Below are 22,976 nucleotides of genomic sequence, written 5' to 3'. Positions count from 1 at the left end.
ACCATCGGGTGATGGTGGTGAAATGACGTTCCGTCAGACGGAACGGCGACGCGTGGCGGCACCCGCGCTGGAGAACCTCGCGGCGAGCATCCTGCACCGCGCCGGGGTGTCCGTAGTGGACGCGCGGCGGGTGGCGGCCTCGCTGGTGCGGTCCGATCTGCTCGGCCACGATTCCCACGGCGTGCGGCGCCTGCCCGCCTACCTCCAGCAGATCCGCGCCGGGCGGATCGACCCCCGTGCCCGGCCCGAAGCCGAGCAGGTCCGACCCGGGGCGGTGGTCGTGCACGGCAGGCAGGCGTTCGGCCAGCTCGCCGCCTACCGGGCCGTGCGCGAACTCCGGCGGACAACCACGAGCGCCGGTTCCGCCATCGCCACCATCCGCGACTGCAACCACGTCGGCAGGCTCGGCGAGTACGTCGCCCTCCTGGCCGAGCACGACCTCATCGGCATCGCCTTCGGCAACGCCGATCCGACCGTCGCCCCGCACGGCGGCGCCGAACGCCGCCTCGGCACCAATCCCCTGGCCTGGGCCGTCCCGCGGGCCGAAGGCGCGCCGCCCGTGGTGATGGACTGGGCGACTTCCGGAGTGGCCGAGGGCAAGCTCGCCGTCGCCCGCGATCGCGGTGAGGGCATTCGCGAGGGCCTGGTGCTCGACCGGGACGGCCGCGCGACCACCGATCCCCGCGACTTCTACACCGGCGGCGCGCTGCTGCCGTTCGGCGGGCACAAGGGGTACGGCCTGAGCGTGCTGATCGAGATCGTCGGCGGGCTCATCTCGGGCACGGGAATCGGCAGCATGCCCGGCTACCGCGGCGGTTTCGGCACCGTGCTGGCCGCCTTCGACATCGCCGCCTTCCAGGCCCCGCGGGAGTTCCGGGAGCGGACCGAGCAGTTCTGCGCCGCACTGCACCGGACCGGGACGGCCGAGGGGCACACCGAGGTCCTCGTCCCCGGTGAACCCGAGGACCGCGTCCGGCGGGAACGCGAACGCGACGGCATCCCGCTGGCCGAGTCCGTCTGGCAGGAACTGCACGCCCTACCGAGGGAGTAGTGATCATGACCGCCCCCGCCGAGCTGCGCCGCGTGGTCAGTGCCTCCGTGGTCGGCACCGCGCTCGAGTGGTACGACTTCTTCATCTACGGCTTCGCCGTCACGCTGGCGTTCAACGAGCTGTTCTTCCGCACCGCCGACCCGGCGATGGGCACCATCGTCGGCTTCGCCACCTTCGGCGTCGGCTTCGCGGTGCGCCCGCTCGGCGGGTTCCTGTTCGGCCACCTCGGCGACCGCATCGGCCGCCGGTCCACGCTGGTGGTGACCACGCTGGTGATGGGCGTGTCCACCGGGCTGATCGGCCTGCTGCCCACCTACGACAGCATCGGCATCGCCGCGCCGATCCTGCTCACCGTGCTGCGGATGTGCCAGGGCCTCGGCGCCGGCGCCGAGTTCGGCGGCGCGTCCACCCTGCTCGCCGAGCACGCGCCACCGCGGCGGCGCGGCTTCTTCACCTCGTTCGCGCAGACCGGTGTCCAAATCGGACTGCTGGCAGGCACGGTGGTGTTCCTGCTGGTCGAGCAGCTGGGCCGGGAGACCGTGCTCGCCTGGGCGTGGCGGATCCCGTTCTGGTTCAGCTTCGTGCTCATCGGGGTCGCGCTCTACGTCCGGCTGCGCGTCGCCGAATCGCCGGTGTTCCGCGAGCTGTCGGCGAAGCAGAGCACCGTGTCGCTGCCGGTTTTCGACGCGCTGCGGCGGTATCCGCGCAACTTCGGCATCGGCATCGGCGCGCACATCTGCGACACCGCGGTCGTCTACATCTACGCCACGTACACCGTCACGTACCTGACCAAAACGCTCGGCATGGAGCGCTGGGTGGGGCTGACCGGGGTGATCCTGTTCAGCGTGGCGGTGATCGCGCTGCAACCGGTGTACGGCGCGCTGTCCGACCGGATCGGGCGGCGGCCGCTGAACCTGTTCAGCGTGGTCTTCACCGCCGCGTTCGCGTTCCCGTTCTTCCTGCTGCTCGACACCAGGGAGCCGGCGCTGATCTGGCTGGCGCTGGTGGTGGCGACCACGCTCGGCTTCGCGCCGATGATCGCCGTGCAGCCCGCTTTCTACGCCGAACTGTTCGGCGCGCGGGTGCGCTACACCGGGTTCGCCGCGTCACGGGAGATCGGCGCCGCGCTGGGCGGGTTCTCGCCGCTGATCGCCGCCGCGCTGGTGGCCCAGGCGGACGGCAGGGGCTGGCTGGTGGCGGTCTGGATGATCTTCACCGCGGTGGTCTCGTTCGTCGCCTTCGCGCTGTCCAAGGAAAGCAAGGAGGTGGACATCGCGCGTTAGGGGCAGCCCGCTTCGGTGTCGGCGGTGCCGTCGATGGCGGCGGTCAGCGCGGCCACCCTGGCGCGCAGGTCCTTGAGCTCGGCCACCGGCATCCCGGTGGCGGCCCCGATCTGCCGCGGCACGTCCAGCGCCCGCTCGCGCAACGCCTCCCCGGCCGCGGTCAGGTGGATCTCCACCGAGCGCTCGTCCTGCTCGCTGCGCAACCGCCGGATCAGCCCGGCGCCCTCCAGCCGCTTGAGCAGCGGGGACAGCGTGCCGGAGTCCAGCCGCAGCCGCGCGCCGATCTCCTTGACCGGGACCCCGTCGGACTCCCACAGCACCAGCATCACCAGGTACTGCGGATAGGTCAGATCCAGCTCGCGCAACGCGGTCCGGTACAGCGTGCCGAACGCGCGGGACGCCGCGTGCAGCGCGAAGCAGATCTGGTTGTCCAGGCGCAGCAGCTCCTCCGCCGTCACGGGTTCTTGGCTCGCGATCATGCGTCCAGCCTACATTAGGTTGCGCACAACTCAGTTGTGTGCAACTCTTTCGGGGCAGACCTCGATCCCGACGGAAGGAATCCCATGGCGCTCTACACCGCGGCAGCCACCGCCAACGGCCGCGAAGGCAAGGCGGTCAGCTCCGACGGCCAGCTCGACCTGGCCCTGGCCATGCCGCCCGCCCTCGGTGGCAGCGGCAAGGGCACCAACCCCGAGCAGCTCTTCGCCGCCGGGTACGCCGCCTGTTTCGCCAGCGCGCTCGGGCTGGTGGGCCGCCAGGAGAAGGTGGACACCAAGGACATCTCGGTGACCGCCGAAGTCGGCATCGACAAGGACGACACCAGCTTCGCGCTCGCGGTGACCCTGCGCGTGGAGCTGCCCGCCGAGATCGAGGAGAGCACCGGCCGGAAGCTGGTCGAGCAGGCCCACCAGGTCTGCCCCTACTCGAAGGCCACGCGGGGCAACATCCCGGTCGAACTCGTCGTCGAGTAACCCACCCACCCCTTCGAATGCTATGAGTGGGGCATTACTTGCATTCACCGCAAGTAATGCCCCACTCATAGCATTCAGCTCAGTCCGGTTCGCGCAGGGCTCGGGCCACCGCGCTGCTCAGGATGCGGATGCCGCGGACCGAGCCGGGGTCCACCCCGGCCAGGTCGCGCACCCGGCCCAGCCGGTAGTCCAGCGTTCGCGGGTGGATGTGCAGCGCGAGCGCGGTGACCAGCCGGTTCATGTCGTTGCGGTAGTAGGCGTCCAGGGTGGCCACCAGGTCGGGCCCGTTGGCCAGGCACCGCACCAGGTCGCCGAGCCACTCGTCGACCTCGGGCACCCTGGCCACGCCGAGTTCCACGAAGACCTCGGGAATCCCGTACAGCGCGTGCGGCACCCGCTCCCGGGGCGCCACCCGCGCCACCCGGCCGGCCACCGCCAGCGCCTCGGCCAGCGAACCCGTGCGCCCGGTGGCCGCTCCCACCGCGCACGGCCCGCCGGTCAGCTCGGCGAGCGCCTTGACCACGGTCAGCGGGTCCCCGTGCCCGGCCGGGATCAGCGCCACCACCTCGTCCGGCTGGCGCCACAACAACGGCACGCCGTGTTGTTTGAACGCCAGTTCCACGATTTCCCCAGTCTCCGGCGTCGCCGGGCAGCGGAGGACCACCACCACGTATTCCTCGTGCGCGGTCACCCCGAGACTCCGCGCGATTTCCCCGGCGGTGGCCGCGTCCGCCAGCAGCGATTCGGCGAAATTGCTCACCCGCTGCGCCAATTTGACGCGCAACGCCTGTTCGTCCAGATAGCCGCGCATGTAGGCGGCCGTTCCGCGCAATCCCTGCGTGCCGAACCACGCGGTCAGCCGGAGCAGCGCGTTGAGGTCCTCACCGTCGCCCGCCGCGTCGTGGATCTCGTGCAGCATCAGGTTCGCGTGCAGCACCAGCACCGATTCCGCGGACCGCGTGCTGAACCCGTTGCTCGCCCGCTGCCTGCCGATCTCCCCGATGAAAGCAAGCGCTTCCTCGCCCAATTGCGTGTTCTCGCGCGTCATTTCGACGGTATGGCGGCGAAACCAGATGGCGTAGTCGAGCATCGCCGCGTGCCCGCGCGGATCCGCGGCTTCCCGCCGGTAATCCGGGATTTCGCGGCCGTAGGCGATGATCTCCGCCCGCGCGTTCGCTTCGGCGCGTTTTTCCAGCACTTCGAACAGATCGCTCACACCGGCTCCCTCGAAAAGAGGTGACCGGCAGAGCGTAGTGAACCCGCCGCGCGGCCGGAAGCACCGATTCCGCTCGACAGCAACGACCCGGGCCGGAAAACCGCTACCCGCCACCGGTTCCGGTGTGTTCTGATGGCGTTGTGGATCTTTCCGTACTGCTGGCCTTCGTGGCCGCCGCGCTGGTCATCAGCCTGGTGCCCGGGCCCGACATGCTGTTCATCGTCGCCAACGGGATCGCCAAGGGGCGACGAGCGGGCGTGGTCGCGGCACTCGGCATGTCCACCGGCCTCGCCGTGCACACCGTCGCCGCCGCGCTCGGGCTCGGCGCGCTGCTGCAGGCGGTCCCGGCGGTGCTGGACGCGATCCGCATCACCGGCGCGGCGTTCCTCGTCTACCTCGCGGTGACCACGCTGCGTTCGTCCAAGCAGGCGCTGGCGAACACCGACCCCGAGCCGGTGCCGGACCGCAGCCTGCGGCGCACCTACGTGCTGGCGGTCCTGACCAATCTGGCCAATCCCAAGGTGATCCTGTTCTTCCTCGCCTTCTTCCCGCAGTTCCTGCACGCCGACGCCGCGTGGCCGCTGTGGGCGCAGTTCCTGGTGCTGGGCGCGGTGTTCATCGCGGTCGGGCTCTCGGTGGACGGCTCGGTCGGGCTGACCGCCGGCGCGCTGGCCGCTCTGCTGCTGCGGCGCCCGTCGATCCGCCGCTGGCTCGACCGCGTGTCCGCGGCAATCTTCGGCGCCCTCGCCGTGCGCCTGGTGGCCGACCGGAGCGTCTAGCGACGCATAGGGAACGCACAGCGTTCGCACAGGCGGCGGCCATCCGCGGTACCTAGCGTGGCTGCCATGACCGACCACCACGAAGGGCAGCGGGTGAGCCGCCGTCGCCTGCTCGCCGGGATCAGCTCGCTCAGCCTGACCGGCCTGCTCGCCGCCTGTTCCACCAGCGAGCCGCAACAGACCGCGGCCGCGAGCACCACCGCGGCCGCCACCGAGGACGTGTTCAGCGGCGCGGGAACCTGCGTGCTCACCCCGGAAACCACCCAGGGCCCGTACTACTTCGACGCCGACAAGGTGCGGGCCGACATCCGTGAGGAGCGTCCGGGCACCACGCTGCGGCTGGCGCTGAAGCTCCAGGACAGCGAAACCTGCGCGGCGCTGCCCAACGCGGTGGTCGAGATCTGGCACTGCGACGCGGCCGGCCTGTACTCCGGCGCCGAAGCGCGGTCCAGCGGAAGCGGCGGCCCGCCCGCGGGTGCCCCTCCCGCCGGTGGGCCGCCGCCGGGCGGCACGGGTGCCGGTGACGGCATGGCCGACCTGACCCCGACCGATGACCAGCGATACCTGCGCGGCGCGCAGGTCACCAACGCCGAGGGCGTCGTCGGGTTCACCACCATCTGGCCCGGCTGGTACCGCGGGCGGACCGTGCACATCCACGTGATGGTGCACGTGAGCAACGAGCGCGTGCTGACCAGCCAGCTGATGTTCGACGAGGCACTGAACTCGGCGGTGTTCGAGAACGAGCCCTACGCCGCGCACACCGGCCGGGACACCTTCAACGAAGGCGACAGCATCTTCGAGGAGAGCATGCTGCTGAAGGTGACCCGGCAGGCGGACGGCTATCTCGGCGCCCTGGTCCTGTCCGCCGACTCGGACCGGGACGGGCGGTGATCAGCTCACCGTGATGTTGGAGTTGCCGCTGCTCTGGTACCCCTCGGTGGCCATGATCATGTAGTAGCTGAAGTTGCCGAGGTTCATCCCCTTGCTCTTCCAGGCGTCGAAGTGGGCGCCGGTGTTGATCGAGCCGCCGACCCGCCTCGACTGCCGGGTGCTCCAGAACTGCGGGAAGGTCTTGGTGCCTTCGACCGAGGGCGCGTTGTGCCGCATGGTGTAGTAGATGTCGTAGTTGCCGCCGTCGCTGTAGACGGTGCCCCGGTGCGAGCCGGTCGGCCGGTAGTTGCCCCAGCTCTCCACGATGTAGTACTCGACGAGCGGGTTCGAGGTCCAGCCGTAGAGGCACAGGTAGCCGTTGCCGGAGGGGTTGAAGCTGCCGGAGTAGTTGACCGTCCGGCGGGAGCCGTTGCTCCAGCCCTTGCCGCAGACGAAGTTGCCGGTGTTGCTCCAGTTGGTGCGGTAGTTCCCGCCGTTGCTCAGTGTCATCGACACCGTGCCGGGGGCGTCGGTCCAGAACGAGAAGTAGTACCCGTTGTGGTTACCGGTCTGGTTGGTGGTGACGGTGGTGTCGGCGCCCGCGGTTCCGGGCAGCACCAGCGCGGACGTGGCCGTGAGCGCCAGCGCGCCGGTGCCGCCGAGGAACATCCGGCGGTTGATCGGGTGGGGCTGGCCTTCGGCCGAGTCGTCCCTGGTCATGTTTCCTCCTCGTTGAGGCCGGCGGGAGACCCTTCCGAGTCTTGGTCGGCCACCACGAGGCTGTCAACAAGTTTCGAACAGTTTTCGGAAACATACCGAAAGCCATCCCGCCTGGCCCAGACCATTTCCGCGAAGAGCGAAGCGGGCATTTCACCCACTGCGGAGACGTGCCTGGGCCAGTCAGACCGAAAGTTTCGTTACCTGGTGCCGCGCCGCTCCCAGCCCTCCTTGAACAAGTCGAAGAAGGCGCCGGTGGACGGGTGCCCGGTGATGAAGTCCGGGTCCAGTTCCACCCCGAGGCCGGGGGCGTCCGGCAGCGCGAAGTACCCGTCGATCACCTCCGGCAGGCCCGGCGCCGCCTGCTTCACGTGCTCGTCGGCGAAGTCGTTGAAGTGCTCCTGGATCTTGAAGTTCGGCGTGCACGCGGCCAGGTGCAGGTTCGCCGCGGTGAGCACCGGGCCGCCCACGTTGTGCGGGGCGATCAGCGCGTAGTGCGCCTCGGCGGTGGCCGCCAGCTTGCGGGTCTCGGCGATGCCGCCGAGGTGCCCGATGTCGGGCTGGATCACGTCCACGGCACCGGATTCGAACAGTTCGCGGAACTCGACGCGGTCGTGGATGCGCTCACCGGTGGCCACCGGGATGTTCACCTTGGCCGCCACCGTGGCCAGCGCCTTGAGGTTGGCCGGCGGCACCGGCTCCTCGATCCACGCCGGGTCGTAGGGCTCCAGCATCCGCGCGATCCGGATGGCCTCCGCGGGCGCGAACCGGCCGTGCATCTCCACCAGCAGCTCGACGTCCGGGCCGACCGCGTCGCGCACCGCCTCGACCAGCGAGACGCAGCGCCGCCGCTCGGCGGGTTCCAGCTCCCACTGCCCCGGTCCGAACGGGTCGAACTTCATCGCCAGGTACCCGCGCTCGACGACTTTCCTGGCCGCGGCGGCGAATTCCTCCGGCGTCCGCTCCACTGTGTACCAGCCGTTGGCGTAGGCCTTGACCCGGTCGCGGACCTTGCCGCCGAGCAGCCGCCACACCGGCTGGCCGAGCGCCTTGCCGATGATGTCCCAGCAGGCCATCTCCACGCAGGCGATGCCGGACATGACGATCTCGCCCGCACGGCCGTAGTCGCCGTACTTCATCCGCTGCACCAGCGCTTCGGTGTCGAACGGGTCGTGCCCGATCACGTGCCGCGGCACCGCTTCGGCGAGATAACCCAGCAATGCCTTGGTGTGGCCCAGCATGCGCGTCTCGCCGACGCCGGCCAGCCCGTCGTCGGTGGTGACGCGGACGAAGGTGAGGTCTCGCCACGGCGTGCCGAGCACGAACGTGTCCACCGCGGTGATCTTCATCGGGCTGCTCCCTGGTTCAGCGGTTCCGGCAGTGCGATTCCTTCGGCCCCCAGCTCGGACATCACCGCGTCCGGCATCAGCTCGGCCAGCAGCGCCAGGCCGATCTCGGCGCGCCGCACCCGTTCGCGGGCCAGCCGGATGGCCACGTCGGTCAGGTGCGAGCCGCTGGGGTAGATGTTCGGCGAGTTGCGCAGGCCGAACTTGAGGTACACCGGCGCGGCCACCCGGACGATCTCGGCGATCTCGAAGTGCCGGACGAAGCCGCCCTGGTCGTCCGGGGACTCCAGGTAGATGTCCAGCGGCAGGTCCACCGCGGCGCGCACGGCCGCCAGCTGGCCGAGGCTCAGGTCGGTCGGCACGTTGTAGGTGTCCGCGCCGACCCGCTGCGCCAGCCGGATCGAGACCGGGTTGGACAGTCCCATCTGGACACTGATCTTGAACTGGAGGTTCGCCGGGAGCAGGCCGCGGTCCCGGCAGGCGGCGCCCAGTTCCAGCGTGCCCAGATCGGTGATCAGCACGCTGCGGATGCCCGCGTCGGCGGATCGGGCGATGTCGGCGAGGTTGTGCACGAGTTGCTCGGTGCCCCGCGCCTGCGCGGCGAGCGCGCCCGCGCCCGAGGCCAGCGCGGCGGCGCCGGTGGACCAGCCGGCCAGCGGCCGCGCGAACAGGCTCACCTCGGTGCGTGTGCCGGCGCCGAGCTCCGCCATCCGCCGCAGCTCGTCCCTGGTCAGCAGCATGCCGCCGCTGCCCTGGGAGACCCGGTGCACCGGCACGTCGCGCGCGGTGGCCTCGGCCAGCACGGCCTCGAACACCTCGGGCCCTTCGACGCTGGGGATCTCCACCCGGTACTGGGCGCCGTCCGGGAAGCGCTTGGTGCTGGCGGGCAGTTCGTGGTCGGACTCGGCGAACCCGAGTTCGCCGAGCAAGCTGCGGAATCTCTGCACGGTGGGTGCCTCTCAGTTCGGGTCGGCCAGCGGTTCGGGTCAGCCGGCGAAGGTGAGCGCGGGCAGGCCGGCGACGCCGGGTTCGGCGGCGAACACGGCCCCGGCGCGGTGGTCGGGCGCGGTGTCCACCTGGGAGGTGGTGATGTAGAGGCGGTCCAGGCCGGGGCCGCCGAAGGTGCACGCGGTCACCTGGTTCACCGGCAGTTCGAGCACCGCGTCGAGCACCCCGCCGGAGTCGTAGCGGCGCACCGCCGAACCACCCCACAGCGCGACCCAGACCCCGCCCTCGGCGTCGACGGTGAGGCCGTCAGGCTGGCCGGGCGGCTCGACCTTGGCGAACTCGCGGCGCTCGGTGAGGCCGTCGTGGCTGGAGTAGTCGAACGCGTCGATGCGGCCGGTGGGGGTGTCGACGTAATACGCCGTATTACCGTCGGGACTGAAGGCGAAACCGTTGGAGATGGTGACGTCGCCGAACACCCGCTCGACCCCGTGGTCCGGGGCGAGCCGGAACAACGCGCCCGCGCCCTTCCTGGCGTCGTAGGCCATCGAGCCGCAGTAGAACCGGCCGTCGGGGTCGCAGCCGCCCTCGTTCATCCGGATGCCGTCGTCGATCCACAGTGGACCGAGTGAGGTGATCGGGCCGCCGAGTTCGTCGGTCAGCGCGAATCCGCGTTCGGTGGCCAGCACCCAGCCACCCGAACGGCGCGGGCGCAGGGCCGCGGCCACCGATCCGACGTGCACGCGGGTCACCTGGCCCGAGGGAGCCAGCGACAGCACGTCGCCGGCGAGCATGTCCACCCACACCAGGGTGTCCTGCCACCACACGGGGCCTTCGCCGTGCCAGGCCAGCGCTTCGGTGATCGCCTCAGTCATGGTCGCCGTCCCGCAACGCCGGCGGCAGCAGTTCACCGGGCAGGTCCTGGTAGGCGACCGGGCGCTGGAACCGCCGGATCGCCGCGGTGCCCACCGAGGTGAAGGTACCGGTGGCGGCCGGGGCCGGGCCGCCGTGGTGCTGGGCGCGGGTGACCGCGACGCCGGTCGGCCAGCCGTTCCAGACCACCCGCCCGGCGAACTCGGCGAGGCGGCGCACCAGCGGTTTGGCCACCTGCTCCCCCTGTTCACCGTGGACGGTCGCGGTCAGTTCACCGGTGAACAACCGGGCGGCGGCGAGCAGTTCGTGTTCACCGTCGTAGGACACGAGCAGCGAGGTGGGGCCGAAGCACTCGGCCAGCAGCACGTCGGGGGCGGTTCGCAACTGGTCCCAGGTGGTGGCCAGCAACGCCGGTTTGGCGCTGTCGATACCCGTTTCGATCACCCGGACCGCCGGATGCGCGGCGAGCTCGGCCCGCCGGTGCGCGTGTGCTTCGGCGATGCGCTCGTTGAGCAGGGGCGCCGCGTCCCTGGCCCGAACCCGTTGGGCCACCGCGGTTTCGAACTCGGGCAGCGCGGCCGCCGGGTAGAACAGCACCCCGGGCTTGGTGCAGAACTGCCCGGCGCCGAGCAGATAGGAATCGCTGTAGCCGGCGGCGATCTCGGCCTGCCTGGCCGCGGCCGCGGCCGGGGTCACGAAGACCGGGTTCACGCTGCCCATCTCGGCGTAGAACGGGATCGGGTCCGGGCGGGAGGCGGCCAGCGCGTAGAGCGCCCGGCCGCCGGCGGGCGAGCCGGTGAACGCGGCGGCCTTCACCTCCGGCGCCTGCAGGGCCGACCTCGCCGCTTCTTCCCCGCGCAGCAGGGCGAACGTGCCGTCGGGCGCACCGGCGCGGCCGAGCGCACCAGTGACCACGGCGGCGGTCGCCTCGGCCAGTTCCGGGTGACCTGGGTGTCCTTTGTGGATCACCGGGCAGCCGGCCGCCAGCGCGGAGGCGGTGTCCCCACCCGCGACGCTGAAGGCGAACGGGAAGTTGCTGGCCCCGAAGACGAGCACCGGCCCGATCGGGCGCAGCAGGCGGCGCAGGTCCGGACGGCCACCGGCGGGCCAGTCTGGATCCGCGTGATCGACCACCGGCTCGCGGTAGCCGGGCGCGGTGACCTCTTCGGCGAGCAGGCGGAGCTGGAACAGCGTCCGCGCCAGCTCGCCCTCCAGCCGCGCCACCGGCAGATTGCTTTCCCTGGCGGCGATCGGCACCAGCTTGTCCCCGGCCGCGGCCAGCGCGTCGGCGACCAGGTTCATCGCCGTGGCCAGCCGCTCGGGCGGCCAGTCGGCCAGTTCCCTGGCGGCTACCGTCGCGACACGGAGCAGGTCGGACGACATTCCGCCTCCTGTTCGATATTTCGGATGCTGTTCGAAATCCTAAACACCGGTGGTCGCGCCCGTCAACACGCGCCCGAGCCGCAGCGCCCCGGCGGCCACCCGCGCGTCCCACTGCGCCGCCGGGATGCGGAGCCAGGAATCCCGCGGCACCCGCAGGCCGAGCGCGGCCACCGGCCCCCACGCGCCGCGCACGCCGGCCGCCAGGTGCACCTCCTCGTCGGCGATTTCCCGTTCCACCCCACCGGTTCCGGTCAGCACGCGGCCGAGCACCTCGGTGCCGCCGGTGGCCGGCCCGGAGCAGGCGACCACCCGCACCCGCTCACCGGCGGGCACCGCGATCGCCACCTCGTGGCCGTACCAGGCCGCCAGCGCCTTGGCCAGCGGCGCGCCCTCGCCCTCCAGCCGCTGCCGGACCGCCCACGACTCCCCCAGCCTGCCCACCCCGGGGCCGAGCGTGTAGGCCGCGCGCTTGGCCGGCCGGGCGAGGTAACCGCGATCGGCCAGCGTGGCCAGCAGTTCGTGGGCGGTCGTCCGGGGCACCCCGAGCCGCGCGGTGACCTCACCGGCGCTCACCCTGCCCTCCGCGAGGGCGTACTCCAGCACGTCGAGCGCTCGTGCCACAGCGGGGATCTCACGCACCACCGGCGCCTCCCTTTGACCGGGCGGGGCGGCGCCGGATAGCGTTCCGGCAGCGAAATCCCGGCGCCTGTTCGAAATACCACTGATCACCGCACCCCAAGGAGTTCCGATGACCGTTGTCGCGCCCGGCGCCGCCGGGCCGCTCGCCGAGATCGGCTGGGGCGAGGACAAAGCCGTGATCGGCGCGGTCGCGGCCACCCTGCTGTCGTGGCGGACCGGCGGCACCGAACTGCTGCTCACCCACGACCCCGCCGAGCTCGGGGACAGCCACCAGGGCAAGGCCATCGCGCCGTGGCCCAACCGGATCGCCGCCGGGCGCTACACCTTCGACGGCCGCGAGCACCAGGTGGCGATCACCGAACCGGCGCGCGACGCGGCCCTGCACGGGCTGCTGACCTGGGTCGAGTGGACGATCACCGACCACGGCGAGCACGCGGTCACCCTCGAGCACCGGCTGCGCCCGCAGTACGGCTACCCGTTCAGCCTCCACTTGCGACTCACCTACGCGATGGACGCGACCGGACTGCGCTGCACGCTCGAGGCCACCAACACCGGGACCGGCCCGGCGCCCTTCGGGGCCGCCTACCACCCGTACATCCGGCTCACCGACACCGTCGACGAGTTGCGGGTGGACCTGCCGGCGGACACCTACTACCCGACCGACGCGAACCTGATCCCGACCGGCCGCGCGTCCGTGGCGGGCACCGACTTCGACTTCCGCGGCGGCCGCGAGCTGGGCCCGATCGCGCTGGACACCGCCTACACCGGACTGACCGCCGACGCGGACGGCATCACGCGGGTACGGCTGTCCGCGCCGTCCGGGCGCACGGTCACCGTGTGGGCCGACGGCGCGCACCGCTACCTGCAGGTCTACACCGACGACGTGCCGGGCACCGATCGACCGGCCCGGCAGGGCATCACGGTCGAGCCGATGACCTGCGCGCCGGACGCGTTCAACACCGGCGACGGGCTCATCACGCTGGCGCCGGGTGAGATCTTCCGCGGTGGCTGGGGACTGTCGCATTCGGACTAACCGTGCCGGGACAGGTCGACCGGCCCGTCCGCGACCGGCACGCCGAAGTCCGGCGTGCCGTCCGCGGCGAAGCGCAACCGCTGCACGCGGGTGTGCCGGTTGGGGTCGTACAGCGGGTCGCCGGTGATCTGCTCGTACTGCCGCGCGTGGTAGACCAGCACGTCGGCGCCGTCCTCGGCGGTGGTGAAGCTGTTGTGCCCAGGGCCGAACTGCCCGTTCTCCCGGCTGGTCTGGAACACCGGCTGCGCCGACTTCTGCCAGGACGCCGGGTCGAGCAGGTTCGCCGACTCGTTCGCGGTGAGCAGGCCCATGCAGTAGTTGGCGTCGGTGGCGCTGGCCGAGAAGGTGAGGAACACGCGCCCGCTGCGGATCAGCGCGGCGGCGCCCTCGTTGACGCGGTGGCCGCGGGTTTCCCAGTCGTGGGTCGGGGTGGACAGTTTCACCGGCGTGCCGGTGATGGCCTTCGGTGAGGACATCTCGGCCAGGTACAGGCTGGTGCCCGGGCCGAGCGCCGGATCGTGCTGCGCCCAGCACAGGTACCGCCTGCCGCGGTGGGCGAAGGTGGTGGCGTCGAGGGAGAAGGTGTCCAGCGGGAGGCTGATCCGCCCGGCCACCGTCCACGGGCCGGTGCGCGGATCCTCGGCCGCGGTGGTCAGCACGTACGGGCGGATGTGGAAGACGTCGTCGGAGTTGCCCGCGGCGAAGTAGATGTACCAGCGGTTGTCGATGCGGTGCAGTTCGGGCGCCCAGATGTGCCCGCCCATCACCCCGCTCGCCGGTCTCCGCCAGACCACCGTCTCCGCGGCGGTGGCCAGCCCGCCGATGGTGGGCGAGGAGCGGATGATCAGCCGGTCGTACTCGGGGACCGAGGCGGTGAAGTAGTAGCGGCCGCGGTGCCGGGTGATGAACGGGTCAGCCCGCTGCTTGATGAGCGGGTTCACCGTCTGGCGGGTGCTGCCCGCGGCCATCGCGGGGGTGGCGAACAGACCGGCGGTGGCGAGGGCCGCTCCCGCGCGCAGCGCGCCACGGCGGCCGAAAACGGCGGGGCGATGGGGGTTCGGCATTGAACGGTCCCTTCGACAGCGACGATGCCTTACAACTGTGAGCGCTAACACCCTCACGGTCAAGAGCCATTCAGACGGCGTCCGGCATACCGAACGGGAATGGACTAACGCGTGTTCGGCGCGCCCAGTGCTCGGGAGAGGTTCTCGGCGCCCTCGCGGGCCCATTCGTCCCATTGGGTGCCCGGCACGGAAGTCCAGCGGTGCACGGGAACGGAGAGGCTCAGCGCGGCGACCATCGCGCCGGTGCGGTCGTGCACCGGGGCGGCGACGCAGCTGACCGCGTCGTTCGATTCGCAGAACTCGTGCGCCAGCGCGTCGGCGCGGACGCGGTCGAGCGCCTGCCACAGTTCGGCGGGCGTGGCGAGGCTGCGCGCGGTCATCCTGGTCAGCTGCCGCGCGGGCGGGTACAGCACGTCGAACTCGGTGCGGGACAACGCCGAGAGCAGCATCTTGCCGACCGCGGTGCAGTGCGCGGGCAGCCGCCTGCCCACCGCGGAAACCATGCGCACGGAATGGGTGCTGTCGGTTTTGGCCACGTACAGGACTTCGTCGCCGTCGCGCACGGCCACGTGCACGGTTTCCTGGCTGCGCGCGGAAACCGCCGCCGCGGCGACGGTCCCCTCGCGCGCCAGGTCCAGCCGCGACTCGTAGGCACCCCCCAGCTCGAACAACCGCATGCCGAGGCGGTAGCGCGTGCCCTCCTCACCGAGGCGGCTCAGATAACCGCGGTCGGCCAGGGTGTTCAGCAGTTCGTGCACGGTGGTGCGCGGGAGGCCCAGTTTGCCCACGATCTGCGGTGCGCTCAGTTCTTCGTCCGCGCGGAACAGTTCGAGAATGTCGAGAGCGCGGCTGACCGCCGGAACCGCACGACTCATGGCACCTCCGACCACCGCACTTCCTGGACTACTGGACTCTACCCGCCCGCGTCCGAAATTTCGAACAGCCCACGAAGGATCAAGGTGCCAAGAGGACTTTCACCGCCTTGTGGCGTTCCTCGGCCAGGATGCGGAAGGCTTCGTGTGCGTCCTCCAGTGCGACGTCGTGGGTCACCAGCAGACCCGGGTCCAGCGCGCCCGAGGCGAACGCCCGGACCGCGTGCGTCCACGCCCGTGGTGGGGCGCCGAAGACCGTGTGCACGGTGATCTCGTTCAGCACCAGGGAAACCGGGTCCAGCGGCTGGTCGTCCGAGGCCGGGATGCCGGTCAGGGCCACGCGACCGCCACGCCGCGACAGGCTCACGGCGTTGAAGGCCGTGCCCGGCGCGCCCGCCGCCTCCAGCACCGCGTCGAACGAACCCGCCAGCGAGTCCAGTTGCGAGGGCAGCACCAGCGAATCGGCACCGCACTGGGCGGCCAGCGCGGACCGGTCCCGGCGCGTGTGCACCACGACGATCTCCCCCGCCCCGGCCGCCCGCAGCAACTGCACCGCCAGCAACCCGAGCATGCCCGCGCCGACCACCGCGCACCGCTCCCCCGGGTGCACAGCCAGCTTCAGGCACGCCGCCGCCACGCACGCGGCCGGTTCGAGGCCCGCCGCCGCGCGCAGGTCCGCGGTTTCCGGCAGGCGGTGCAGCAGGCGCGCGGGCACCAGGACGTGATCCGACCAGGCCCCCGGCTGGGTGAACCCGGTTTCCTCGTACGGGCCGTCGCACAGGTTGGTGTCCCCGCGACGGCAGGCCGCGCACACCTGGCACGACCGGATGCCCTCGCCGACCACCGGCGCGCCGACCAGGTCCGCGCCGACACCGGCACCGACCGCGGCGACCCGCCCCGACCACTCGTGCCCCGGCACCACCGGGTACCGCACGTACTCGGCCGGCCGAGTGCCCTGCATGATCTCGCGGTCCGACCCGCAGATCCCCGACCACGCGACCCGGACCAGCGCCTCCCCCGGCCCCGGCTCGGCGGGCTCGGCCTCCCGCACCACCAGCTCCCCCGGCCGGTCGATCCACACCGACCGGTTCACCGCGCACGACCCGCGATGAGCCGCTGCAGCAGGATGAACACCAGCAGCAGCGCGCCGATGACGATCTTCGTCCACCAGGAGCTGAGCGTGCCCTCGAAGGTGATCAGCGTCTGGATCACGCCCAGCACCAGCACGCCGAGCACGGTCCCGGCCAGGTAACCGGACCCGCCGGTGAGAATGGTGCCGCCGATCACCACGGCCGCGATCGCGTCCAGTTCCATGCCCACAGCGTGCAGGGAGTTCCCGGACAGCGTGTAGAAGGTGAGCAGGATTCCACCGAGCGCCGAGCAGAACCCGCTGATCGTGTAGACCCCGACGCGGGTGCGCGCCACCGGCAGGCCCATCAGCAACGCGGACCGGTTGCTGCCGCCGATCGCGTAGACCGTGCGCCCGAGCCGCGTGTAGTGCAGCACGTACCCGGCCACCAGCAACACCGCGACCGCGATCAGCACGCTGATCGACACGCGCAGCCCACCGGGCAGTTCCACCGGCGTCTGCGCGATCGCGACGAACAGGGGGTCGTCCAGCGAGACCGACTCCGTGCTCAGGGTGTAGCTCAGCCCGCGCGCCAGGAACATGCCCGCCAGCGTGACGATGAACGGCTGGATCTCGAAGTAGTGGATGATCGACCCCATGCCGAGGCCGAGCACCGCGCCGACGGCCAGCACCGCGAGCATCACCACCGGCGCGGGCAGGCCGGCGCGCAGCAGTTCGGCGCAGAGCACAGTGGACAGTGCGACCACCGAGCCGACCGAGAGGTCGATGCCGCCGGTCAGGATCACGAAGGTCATCCCGGCCGCGACCACCAGCAGGAAGGCGTTGTCGATCAGGATGTTCAGCACCACCTGCCCGTCCCCGAAGGCCGGGTAGCGGGTGGCGCCGAACCCGTAGGCGACGATCAGCAGGGCCAGCGAGGCGGCGATCGGCAGGTACCGCGCCTGCCGCCAGCGCACCGGGGTGGCGGTCACCGTGCTCATGCGGGCACCTCCACCTTCGGTTCCGCGGAGGCGGGGACCGGGGCGGGTGGTTTTCGCCGCCGTCGCAGCCGTGCCCGGAACGCCGGGGACTGGACCAGGCAGACCACGGTCACCACCAGCGCCTTGACCAGCAGCGTCGACTCCGGTGGCACCCCGACGGTGTAGACGGTGGTGGACAGCGTCTGGATGAGCAGCGCGCCGAGCACCGTGCCGCCGAGCGAGAAGCGGCCGCCCGAGAGCAGCGTGCCGCCGATGACCACGGCCAGGATCGCGTCCAGCTCGATCCACAGCCCGGCGTTGTTGCCGTCGGCGCTGGAGACGTTCGAGCTGACCATCAACCCGGCCAGCCCGGCGCACAGGCCGCAGAAGACGTACACGAGGACCAGCAGGCCGCGGGCCCGCACCCCGGCCAGCCTGCTCGCCTCGGGATTGCCGCCGACGGACTCGACCAGCAGCCCGAGCGCGGACCGGCGGACCACCAGCGCGGTCGCCGCCACCACGCCGAGCGCGATCAGGATCGGCGCGGGCAGGCCGAGCCAGTACCCGCCGCCGAGCACCCGGAACGGGTCGGAGTCCACGGTGATGATCTGCCCGCCGGTGACCAGCTGCGCCAGTCCGCGCCCGGCGACCATCAGGATGAGCGTGGCGATGATCGGCTGGATCCCGATCACCGATACCAGGAAACCGTTGCACAGCCCCAAGAGCAGGCACAGCGCGAGCGCGACGCCGAGGGCGCCGAACACCCCGCCCGCGGCGTTCTGGTCCGGCAGCGTGCTGATCTGCGCGCAGGCGATCGCCGCCCCGATGGCGACCACCGAGCCCACCGACAGGTCGATGCCGCCGGTGGCCACCACCAGCGTCATGCCGAGCGCGACCAGCACCAGCGGCGCGCCGAAGCGCAGGATGTCGATCAGCGTGCCGTACAGGTGCCCGTCGCGGATCTGGATGGCGAAGAACGACGGCGAGATCGCGAGGTTCACCAGCAGCAGCGCGACCAGCGCGGCGGCCGGCCAGAACAGCCGGTACTTGCTCATGACGGCGCTCCTTCGGCGATCGTGCGCATGATGGCCTCCGGGGTCAGCCCGGAGTTCGGCAGGCAGTCGACCATCCGGTGGTCGCGCAGCACCGCCACCTGGTGGCTCAACCGCAGCACCTCCTCCAGTTCGGCCGAGACGAACAACACGGCCATGCCGCCGTCGGCCAGCTCGGCGACCAGCTTCTGGATCTCCGCCTTCGCGCCGACGTCGATGCCGCGGGTGGGCTCGTCCAGGATGAGCAGCCGCGGTTCGGTGATCAGCCACCGCGCGAGCAGCACCTTCTGCTGGTTGCCGCCGGACAGCGTGCCGACCGGGACGTCCGGGTCGGCCGGGCGGATGCCCAGTGCCGAGATGTACTTCTTGGCCAGTTCGTCCTGGCGCCGCCGGGAGATCGGCCGGGTCCAGCCGCGGGTGGCCTGCAACGCGAGAATGATGTTCTCCCGCACGGTGAGGTCTTCGATCAGGCCCTCGGCCTTGCGGTTCTCCGAGCAGAAAGCGACCCCGGCGGCCATCGCCGCTCTCGGCGTGCGCGGGGCCGAGGAGCGGCCGTCCAGTTCGAGCGTGCCGGTGTCACTGTGGTCGGCGCCGAAGAACAGGCGCGCAAGCTCGGTGCGCCCGGAACCCAGCAACCCGGCGAGGCCGACCACCTCGCCCTCGCGGATGGTCAGCGAGAACGGCTCGATGGCGCCCTTGCGGCCGAGTCCGGTCGCCGTGGCGAACGGTGTCTTCTCCGCCGGATCCCAGTCGCGGCGGGGTTCCTCCAGCTCCTCCAGGGTGTCCAGTTCGCGGCCGATCATCTTGGTCACCAGCGCCACCGGGGTGATCTCCCCGGCCAGATATTCCCCGACCAGTTTCCCGTTGCGCAGCACGGTCATCCGGTCGGCGATGGCGAAGACCTGGTCGATGAAGTGCGAAACGAACAGGATCGCCACGCCCTCGGCGCGCAGCGAGCGGATCACGCCGAGCAGCTTGTCCACCTCGCCGGTGTCCAAACTGGACGTCGGCTCGTCGAGCACCAGCACCCGCGCGGACACCTCCATCGCCCGCGCGATGGCCACCAGCTGCTGCACGGCGATCGAGTGCCCGCCCAGTTCGCTGGTCACGTCGAGGTCGAGATCGAGGCGCCGCACCAGCTCCTGGGCGCGCTTGCGCATCAGGCCCCACTGGATGCGGCCGAACTTCCGGGGTTCGCGGCCGAGGAAGATGTTCTCCGCCACCGACAGGTTCGGGCAGAGGTTCACCTCCTGGTACACCGTGCTGACGCCGTGCCGCTGGGCCTGCGCCGGACCGCTGAAGGCCACCGGCTCCCCGCCCAGTTCGATCGCCCCGGCATCGATCTCGTACACCCCGGTGAGCACCTTGATCAACGTGGACTTCCCGGCGCCGTTCTCGCCCATCAGCGCGTGCACCTCGCCGGGGAACAGGCGGAAACCGACGTCGTCGAGAGCGACGACCCCGGGGAACTGCTTGCGGATGCCGGTCATGGTCAGGATCGGCGCACTGTCCATTTCGCGTGCCCCTCTTCGTGGGAGTGGAGATCCCGGCGCCGGACGGCGGCCGGCGCCGGGAGGACTCAGTACTTGCGCTGGGGCAGCGCGGCCTTGGCGGCCTGCTGGTCGAAGACCGTCTCCTCGGTCTCCACCCGCGGCGGCACCGCTTCCCCGGCGGCCACCTTCTTGGCCAGGTCCATCAGCTGGGTGCCGAGCAGCGGGTTGCACTCCACCACGAAGTTGATCTTGCCGTCGGCCAGTGCCTGCAGCGCGTCGCGCACCCCGTCCACCGAGACGATCTTGATGTCGGTGCCCGGCTTGAGGCCGGCGCCCTCGATCGCCTCGATCGCGCCGAGCGCCATGTCGTCGTTGTGCGCGTAGAGCACGTCGATCTTGCCCTGCGACTTGAGGAAGGCCTCCATCACCTCCTTGCCCTTGGACCGGGTGAACTCCCCGGTCTGGGAGGCGACCACCTGGAACTTCGGATCCTTGCCGATCACCTCGGCGAAACCGGCCTTGCGGTCGTTGGCCGGCGCCGAACCGGTGGTGCCCTGCAGTTCCACGATCCGCACCGGCTCGGTGGCCGCGGCGAACTCCTTGGCCAGCCACTCACCGGACTTGCGGCCCTCGGCGACGAAGTCGGAGCCGAGGAAGGTCTTGTAGAGCGTGGTGTCGGGCGAGTCCACCGCGCGGTCGGTGAGGATCACCGGGATGTTGGCCGTCTTGGCCTCCTTGAGCACGGTGTCCCAGCCGGACTCGACCACCGGTGAGAAGGCGATCACGTCCACCCGCTGCTGGATGAACGAGCGGATCGCCTTGATCTGGTTCTCCTGCTTCTGCTGCGCGTCGGAGAACTTCAGGTCCACCCCGGCGGCGGCCGCGGCCTCCTGGATCGACTGGGTGTTCGCGGTGCGCCAGCCGCTCTCGGCGCCCACCTGGGAGAAGCCGATGGTCAGCTTCCCGTCCCCGCCGGCGGCCTGCGTCCCACCACCCCCGGACGCGCAGCCGGCCAGCAGGCCCAGCCCCAGTATCGCCGCCGACCACGCGGCCCACGTCCTTCGCTTCACGGCACTCACTCCTCGGATCCACACTGATACGGGAACTGTTATCGCTAACATCTGCGCGGTCGAACGGAGCAGCGCACTGCTCCCGGTGGGTTATCCGCCCGTGCTCTCGCGGACGACCAGCTCCGCGGGCACCAGGGAGCGCGCCGGTGCGGCCGCCCCCTCGATCTGTTCCTGGAGCAGGCCGAAGGTGCGCCTGCCCACCTCGATGAAGTCCTGCCGCACGGTGGTCAGCGGCGGGTTGAAGAAGGCGGCCTCCGGCACGTCGTCGAACCCGGCCACGTGCACCTCGCCGGGCACCGACCGGCCCGCCTCGGCGAACGCCCGCAGCAGGCCGAGCGCCATCTGGTCGTTGGCCACGAACACGGCGGTGACCCCGCGTTCGCCGGCCAGCTCGCGGCCCGCCTCGTACCCCGAGCGCGGGCTCCAGTCGCCCCGCAGCACCGGCGGCGGTTCCGCGTCGTGCCGCTTGAGCGTGCGCCGCCACGCCTGCTCGCGGGCCCGCGCCTCCAGCCAGTCCGCCGGGCCCGCGACGTGCCAGACCGTGCGGTGGCCGAGGCCGAGGAGGTGCTCGGTGATCTGCCGGGCGCCGTCGCGCTGATCCACCGAGATCACCGGGATCGAGGCCCGGTCGGTGTCGGCCACCGCGACCATCGGCACCCCGCCCGGCACCGCCCGCAGCGCCGGTTTGGCCACCACGTGCGGGGCGATCACCACCACCCCTTCGACGGCTTGGCGGCGCAGGCTCTCCACCGCGGCGGCGATGGAGTCCCGCCGCGGATCGCTGACGCTGGCGATGGAAATGCCGTAGCCCGCCTCGCGCGCGGCGTGCTCCACCCCGAACAGGGTGCTGGCCGGGCCGAACAGGGTGGAGTCCAGCGCGACCACGCCGAGGTTGCGCGAGCGGCCGGTGGCCAGCGCGCGGGCGGTGGAATTGGGCCGGTAGCCCAGTTCCTGGATCGCGGCGAGCACCTTCTCCCGGGTTTCCGCGCGGACCGGCCCGGTCTCGTTGATCACCCGGGAGACGGTCATGTGCGAGACACCGGCCAGGGAGGCGACGTCGGTGAGCGCGGGCAGCCGCACGGCGGGCTCGGCCGCTTCGGTCCGCTTGGCCACGCTTCCTCCTCTGGGTCCCCGGACGGGCTCGTCCGGAGGGAACCCTACTCGACACGGGCAAGTGTTAGCGATAACACTGAGCGCGTCAAGTCTCGGATCCATCACCGCGCACCGCTGCCGAAAGGATCGCCGAAGATGCTGACCCGACTGCTGCTCAGCGTGTCCGTCCTGTTAGGACTTGCCATATCCCCGCAAGCCGTTGCCGCCACGCCGAATTCCGGGTACCTGTTCGCCTACTTCACCGGCGAGGGCACGCCGGACGGCGAACAGATCTACTTCGCCGCCAGCCGCGGCGACAACCCGCTGGCCTGGGACGAGCTCAACGGCGGCAAGCCGGTGCTCGCCTCCACGCTGGGCGATCGCGGGGTGCGGGACCCGTTCCTGCTGCGCTCGCCGGACGGGCGCCGGTTCTACCTGCTGGCCACCGATCTCAAGATGCACGGCAACGGGAACTGGGACCAGGTGCAGCGCACCGGGAGCCGGTCGATCATGGTCTGGGAGTCCACCGACCTGGTGCACTGGTCCGCGCAGCGCTCGGCCTTGGTGTCCCCGCCGACCGCGGGCAACACCTGGGCGCCCGAGGCGTACTGGAACGCGGCGACCGGTTCGTACGTGGTTTTCTGGGCGTCGAAGCTGTACGCGGAAAACGATCCGCAGCACCTCGGCGACAGCTACAACCGGATGATGTACGCGACCACCACGGACTTCGTGCACTTCAGCGAAGCGCGGGTGTGGAACGATCCGGGCTATTCGGTCATCGACTCCACGGTGATCGCTTCGGACGGGGTGTACCACCGCTTCACCAAGGACGAGCGGAACCCGTCCTCGTCCACGCCGTGCAGCAAGTTCGTCCTGCAGGAGAGCTCGGCGGACCTGCTCGCGCCGTCGTGGGACTTCACCGCCGACTGCATCGGGAAGGGCGCGATCAGCCGGGGTGAGGGCCCCACCGTGTTCAAGGCGAACACCGGGGACAAGTGGTACCTGTTCATCGACGAGTTCGGCGGGCGCGGCTACGTGCCCTTCGAAACCACGGACCTGGCCTCGGGGAGGTGGGCGAGGTCGCCGGAGTTCGACCTGCCCACCTCCCCGCGCCACGGCACGGTGCTGCCGCTGAACCCGGCGGAGCACCACCGGGTCCTGCGCACCTTCCGCTGAAT

General features: G+C 71.0%; 23 protein-coding genes. 7 read left to right on the top strand and 16 right to left on the bottom strand.

Going from position 1 to position 22,976, the window contains the following annotated elements; genetic code table 11:
- Positions 1–22: 22 nt before the first annotated feature.
- On the top strand, positions 23–1,051 hold the full coding sequence (locus JYK18_RS32050; protein WP_206807149.1) for an Ldh family oxidoreductase: 1,029 nt from the start codon (positions 23–25) through the stop codon (positions 1,049–1,051).
- Between the two features lie 5 nt (positions 1,052–1,056).
- Positions 1,057–2,334, top strand: coding sequence for an MFS transporter (locus tag JYK18_RS32045; protein WP_206807148.1), 1,278 nt, complete (start codon positions 1,057–1,059; stop codon positions 2,332–2,334).
- Here the strand turns inward: JYK18_RS32045 and JYK18_RS32040 are convergent.
- On the bottom strand, positions 2,331–2,813 hold the full coding sequence (locus tag JYK18_RS32040; protein WP_206807147.1) for a MarR family winged helix-turn-helix transcriptional regulator: 483 nt from the start codon (positions 2,811–2,813) through the stop codon (positions 2,331–2,333). The genes JYK18_RS32045 and JYK18_RS32040 overlap by 4 nt on opposite strands.
- An 84-nt stretch (positions 2,814–2,897) precedes the next feature.
- On the opposite strand from JYK18_RS32040, the gene JYK18_RS32035 reads away from it, so the two are divergent.
- Positions 2,898–3,305 carry an organic hydroperoxide resistance protein gene (locus tag JYK18_RS32035; RefSeq protein ID WP_206807146.1) on the top strand — a complete coding sequence of 136 codons (408 nt, stop codon included), beginning with the start codon at positions 2,898–2,900 and terminating at the stop codon, positions 3,303–3,305.
- A 79-nt stretch (positions 3,306–3,384) separates the two neighbouring features.
- Here JYK18_RS32035 and JYK18_RS32030 read toward each other — a convergent pair whose 3' ends face one another.
- Positions 3,385–4,521: a CdaR family transcriptional regulator gene (locus JYK18_RS32030; RefSeq protein WP_206807145.1), complete on the bottom strand. Its 1,137-nt coding sequence runs from the start codon at positions 4,519–4,521 to the stop codon at positions 3,385–3,387.
- A 140-nt stretch (positions 4,522–4,661) separates the two neighbouring features.
- On the opposite strand from JYK18_RS32030, the gene JYK18_RS32025 reads away from it, so the two are divergent.
- Positions 4,662–5,300, top strand: a complete 639-nt coding sequence (locus JYK18_RS32025) for a LysE family translocator (protein ID WP_206807144.1) — start codon at positions 4,662–4,664, stop codon at positions 5,298–5,300.
- A gap of 66 nt (positions 5,301–5,366) precedes the next feature.
- Complete coding sequence (locus JYK18_RS32020; protein WP_206807143.1) at positions 5,367–6,191, top strand: intradiol ring-cleavage dioxygenase; 825 nt, start codon at positions 5,367–5,369, stop codon at positions 6,189–6,191.
- Here JYK18_RS32020 and JYK18_RS32015 read toward each other — a convergent pair whose 3' ends face one another.
- From JYK18_RS32015 to JYK18_RS31990, 6 genes are all read right to left on the bottom strand, one after another.
- The gene (locus tag JYK18_RS32015) at positions 6,192–6,890 is read right to left on the bottom strand and encodes a glycoside hydrolase family 11 protein (RefSeq protein WP_242582320.1); all 699 of its coding nucleotides are present in this window, start codon (positions 6,888–6,890) and stop codon (positions 6,192–6,194) included.
- 197 nt (positions 6,891–7,087) lie between these two features.
- The gene (locus JYK18_RS32010; RefSeq protein WP_206807142.1) at positions 7,088–8,236 is read right to left on the bottom strand and encodes a mandelate racemase/muconate lactonizing enzyme family protein; all 1,149 of its coding nucleotides are present in this window, start codon (positions 8,234–8,236) and stop codon (positions 7,088–7,090) included.
- The gene (locus tag JYK18_RS32005; RefSeq protein WP_206807141.1) at positions 8,233–9,180 is read right to left on the bottom strand and encodes a U32 family peptidase; all 948 of its coding nucleotides are present in this window, start codon (positions 9,178–9,180) and stop codon (positions 8,233–8,235) included. Before JYK18_RS32005 ends, JYK18_RS32010 begins: the two co-directional genes overlap by 4 nt.
- Positions 9,181–9,219: 39 nt before the next feature.
- Positions 9,220–10,053: an SMP-30/gluconolactonase/LRE family protein gene (locus tag JYK18_RS32000; RefSeq protein WP_206807140.1), complete on the bottom strand. Its 834-nt coding sequence runs from the start codon at positions 10,051–10,053 to the stop codon at positions 9,220–9,222.
- Positions 10,046–11,434: an aldehyde dehydrogenase (NADP(+)) gene (locus tag JYK18_RS31995; RefSeq protein WP_206807139.1), complete on the bottom strand. Its 1,389-nt coding sequence runs from the start codon at positions 11,432–11,434 to the stop codon at positions 10,046–10,048. Before JYK18_RS31995 ends, JYK18_RS32000 begins: the two co-directional genes overlap by 8 nt.
- Before the next feature lie 39 nt (positions 11,435–11,473).
- The gene (locus tag JYK18_RS31990; protein ID WP_206807138.1) at positions 11,474–12,076 is read right to left on the bottom strand and encodes a helix-turn-helix domain-containing protein; all 603 of its coding nucleotides are present in this window, start codon (positions 12,074–12,076) and stop codon (positions 11,474–11,476) included.
- 106 nt (positions 12,077–12,182) lie between these two features.
- Here JYK18_RS31990 and JYK18_RS31985 point away from each other — a divergent pair, with 106 nt between their 5' ends.
- Positions 12,183–13,106, top strand: coding sequence for an aldose 1-epimerase family protein (locus JYK18_RS31985; protein ID WP_242582316.1), 924 nt, complete (start codon positions 12,183–12,185; stop codon positions 13,104–13,106).
- Here JYK18_RS31985 and JYK18_RS31980 read toward each other — a convergent pair.
- From JYK18_RS31980 to JYK18_RS31945, 8 genes are all read right to left on the bottom strand, one after another.
- On the bottom strand, positions 13,103–14,170 hold the full coding sequence (locus JYK18_RS31980) for a family 43 glycosylhydrolase (protein WP_206807137.1): 1,068 nt from the start codon (positions 14,168–14,170) through the stop codon (positions 13,103–13,105). The two genes, JYK18_RS31985 and JYK18_RS31980, sit on opposite strands and share 4 nt — an antisense overlap.
- 104 nt (positions 14,171–14,274) lie before the next feature.
- Positions 14,275–15,045 (bottom strand): IclR family transcriptional regulator, encoded by a 771-nt coding sequence (locus tag JYK18_RS31975; RefSeq protein ID WP_206807136.1) that lies wholly within the window; start codon positions 15,043–15,045, stop codon positions 14,275–14,277.
- Between the two features lie 79 nt (positions 15,046–15,124).
- The gene (locus tag JYK18_RS31970) at positions 15,125–16,135 is read right to left on the bottom strand and encodes a zinc-binding dehydrogenase (protein ID WP_206807135.1); all 1,011 of its coding nucleotides are present in this window, start codon (positions 16,133–16,135) and stop codon (positions 15,125–15,127) included.
- Positions 16,132–17,112 (bottom strand): galactofuranose ABC transporter, permease protein YjfF, encoded by a 981-nt coding sequence (yjfF, locus tag JYK18_RS31965; RefSeq protein WP_206807134.1) that lies wholly within the window; start codon positions 17,110–17,112, stop codon positions 16,132–16,134. Before yjfF ends, JYK18_RS31970 begins: the two co-directional genes overlap by 4 nt.
- A complete protein-coding gene (locus JYK18_RS31960; RefSeq protein WP_206807133.1) occupies positions 17,109–18,146 on the bottom strand; it encodes an ABC transporter permease in 1,038 nt (345 codons plus the stop codon). Before JYK18_RS31960 ends, yjfF begins: the two co-directional genes overlap by 4 nt.
- A complete protein-coding gene (locus tag JYK18_RS31955; protein ID WP_242582314.1) occupies positions 18,143–19,657 on the bottom strand; it encodes a sugar ABC transporter ATP-binding protein in 1,515 nt (504 codons plus the stop codon). The genes JYK18_RS31960 and JYK18_RS31955 overlap by 4 nt, the downstream gene beginning before the upstream one ends.
- Before the next feature lie 65 nt (positions 19,658–19,722).
- On the bottom strand, positions 19,723–20,757 hold the full coding sequence (locus tag JYK18_RS31950; RefSeq protein ID WP_242582313.1) for an ABC transporter substrate-binding protein: 1,035 nt from the start codon (positions 20,755–20,757) through the stop codon (positions 19,723–19,725).
- A 39-nt stretch (positions 20,758–20,796) separates the two neighbouring features.
- The gene (locus tag JYK18_RS31945; RefSeq protein ID WP_307796146.1) at positions 20,797–21,819 is read right to left on the bottom strand and encodes a LacI family DNA-binding transcriptional regulator; all 1,023 of its coding nucleotides are present in this window, start codon (positions 21,817–21,819) and stop codon (positions 20,797–20,799) included.
- Positions 21,820–21,954: 135 nt separating this feature from the next.
- Between JYK18_RS31945 and JYK18_RS31940 the strand changes: the two genes are divergently transcribed.
- On the top strand, positions 21,955–22,974 hold the full coding sequence (locus JYK18_RS31940; protein ID WP_206807130.1) for a glycoside hydrolase family 43 protein: 1,020 nt from the start codon (positions 21,955–21,957) through the stop codon (positions 22,972–22,974).
- Positions 22,975–22,976 lie beyond the last annotated feature (2 nt).

It is taken from the genome of Amycolatopsis sp. 195334CR, assembly GCF_017309385.1.
Taxonomy (GTDB): domain Bacteria; phylum Actinomycetota; class Actinomycetes; order Mycobacteriales; family Pseudonocardiaceae; genus Amycolatopsis.
This window is presented reverse-complemented; position numbering and strand designations above follow the sequence as displayed.

Coding starts and splice junctions, on each gene's coding strand:
- yjfF (WP_206807134.1), bottom strand. CDS start 17,112: ATGAGCACGGTGACCGCCACCCCGGTGCGCTGGCGGCAGGCGCGGTAC.
- JYK18_RS32000 (WP_206807140.1), bottom strand. CDS start 10,053: ATGACTGAGGCGATCACCGAAGCGCTGGCCTGGCACGGCGAAGGCCCC.
- JYK18_RS31995 (WP_206807139.1), bottom strand. CDS start 11,434: ATGTCGTCCGACCTGCTCCGTGTCGCGACGGTAGCCGCCAGGGAACTG.
- JYK18_RS31980 (WP_206807137.1), bottom strand. CDS start 14,170: ATGCCGAACCCCCATCGCCCCGCCGTTTTCGGCCGCCGTGGCGCGCTG.
- JYK18_RS32020 (WP_206807143.1), top strand. CDS start 5,367: ATGACCGACCACCACGAAGGGCAGCGGGTGAGCCGCCGTCGCCTGCTC.
- JYK18_RS32045 (WP_206807148.1), top strand. CDS start 1,057: ATGACCGCCCCCGCCGAGCTGCGCCGCGTGGTCAGTGCCTCCGTGGTC.
- JYK18_RS31960 (WP_206807133.1), bottom strand. CDS start 18,146: ATGAGCAAGTACCGGCTGTTCTGGCCGGCCGCCGCGCTGGTCGCGCTG.
- JYK18_RS31950 (WP_242582313.1), bottom strand. CDS start 20,757: ATGTTAGCGATAACAGTTCCCGTATCAGTGTGGATCCGAGGAGTGAGT.
- JYK18_RS32040 (WP_206807147.1), bottom strand. CDS start 2,813: ATGATCGCGAGCCAAGAACCCGTGACGGCGGAGGAGCTGCTGCGCCTG.
- JYK18_RS32050 (WP_206807149.1), top strand. CDS start 23: ATGACGTTCCGTCAGACGGAACGGCGACGCGTGGCGGCACCCGCGCTG.
- JYK18_RS32010 (WP_206807142.1), bottom strand. CDS start 8,236: ATGAAGATCACCGCGGTGGACACGTTCGTGCTCGGCACGCCGTGGCGA.
- JYK18_RS31940 (WP_206807130.1), top strand. CDS start 21,955: ATGCTGACCCGACTGCTGCTCAGCGTGTCCGTCCTGTTAGGACTTGCC.
- JYK18_RS31975 (WP_206807136.1), bottom strand. CDS start 15,045: ATGAGTCGTGCGGTTCCGGCGGTCAGCCGCGCTCTCGACATTCTCGAA.
- JYK18_RS32035 (WP_206807146.1), top strand. CDS start 2,898: ATGGCGCTCTACACCGCGGCAGCCACCGCCAACGGCCGCGAAGGCAAG.
- JYK18_RS31985 (WP_242582316.1), top strand. CDS start 12,183: ATGACCGTTGTCGCGCCCGGCGCCGCCGGGCCGCTCGCCGAGATCGGC.
- JYK18_RS32015 (WP_242582320.1), bottom strand. CDS start 6,890: ATGACCAGGGACGACTCGGCCGAAGGCCAGCCCCACCCGATCAACCGC.
- JYK18_RS31955 (WP_242582314.1), bottom strand. CDS start 19,657: ATGGACAGTGCGCCGATCCTGACCATGACCGGCATCCGCAAGCAGTTC.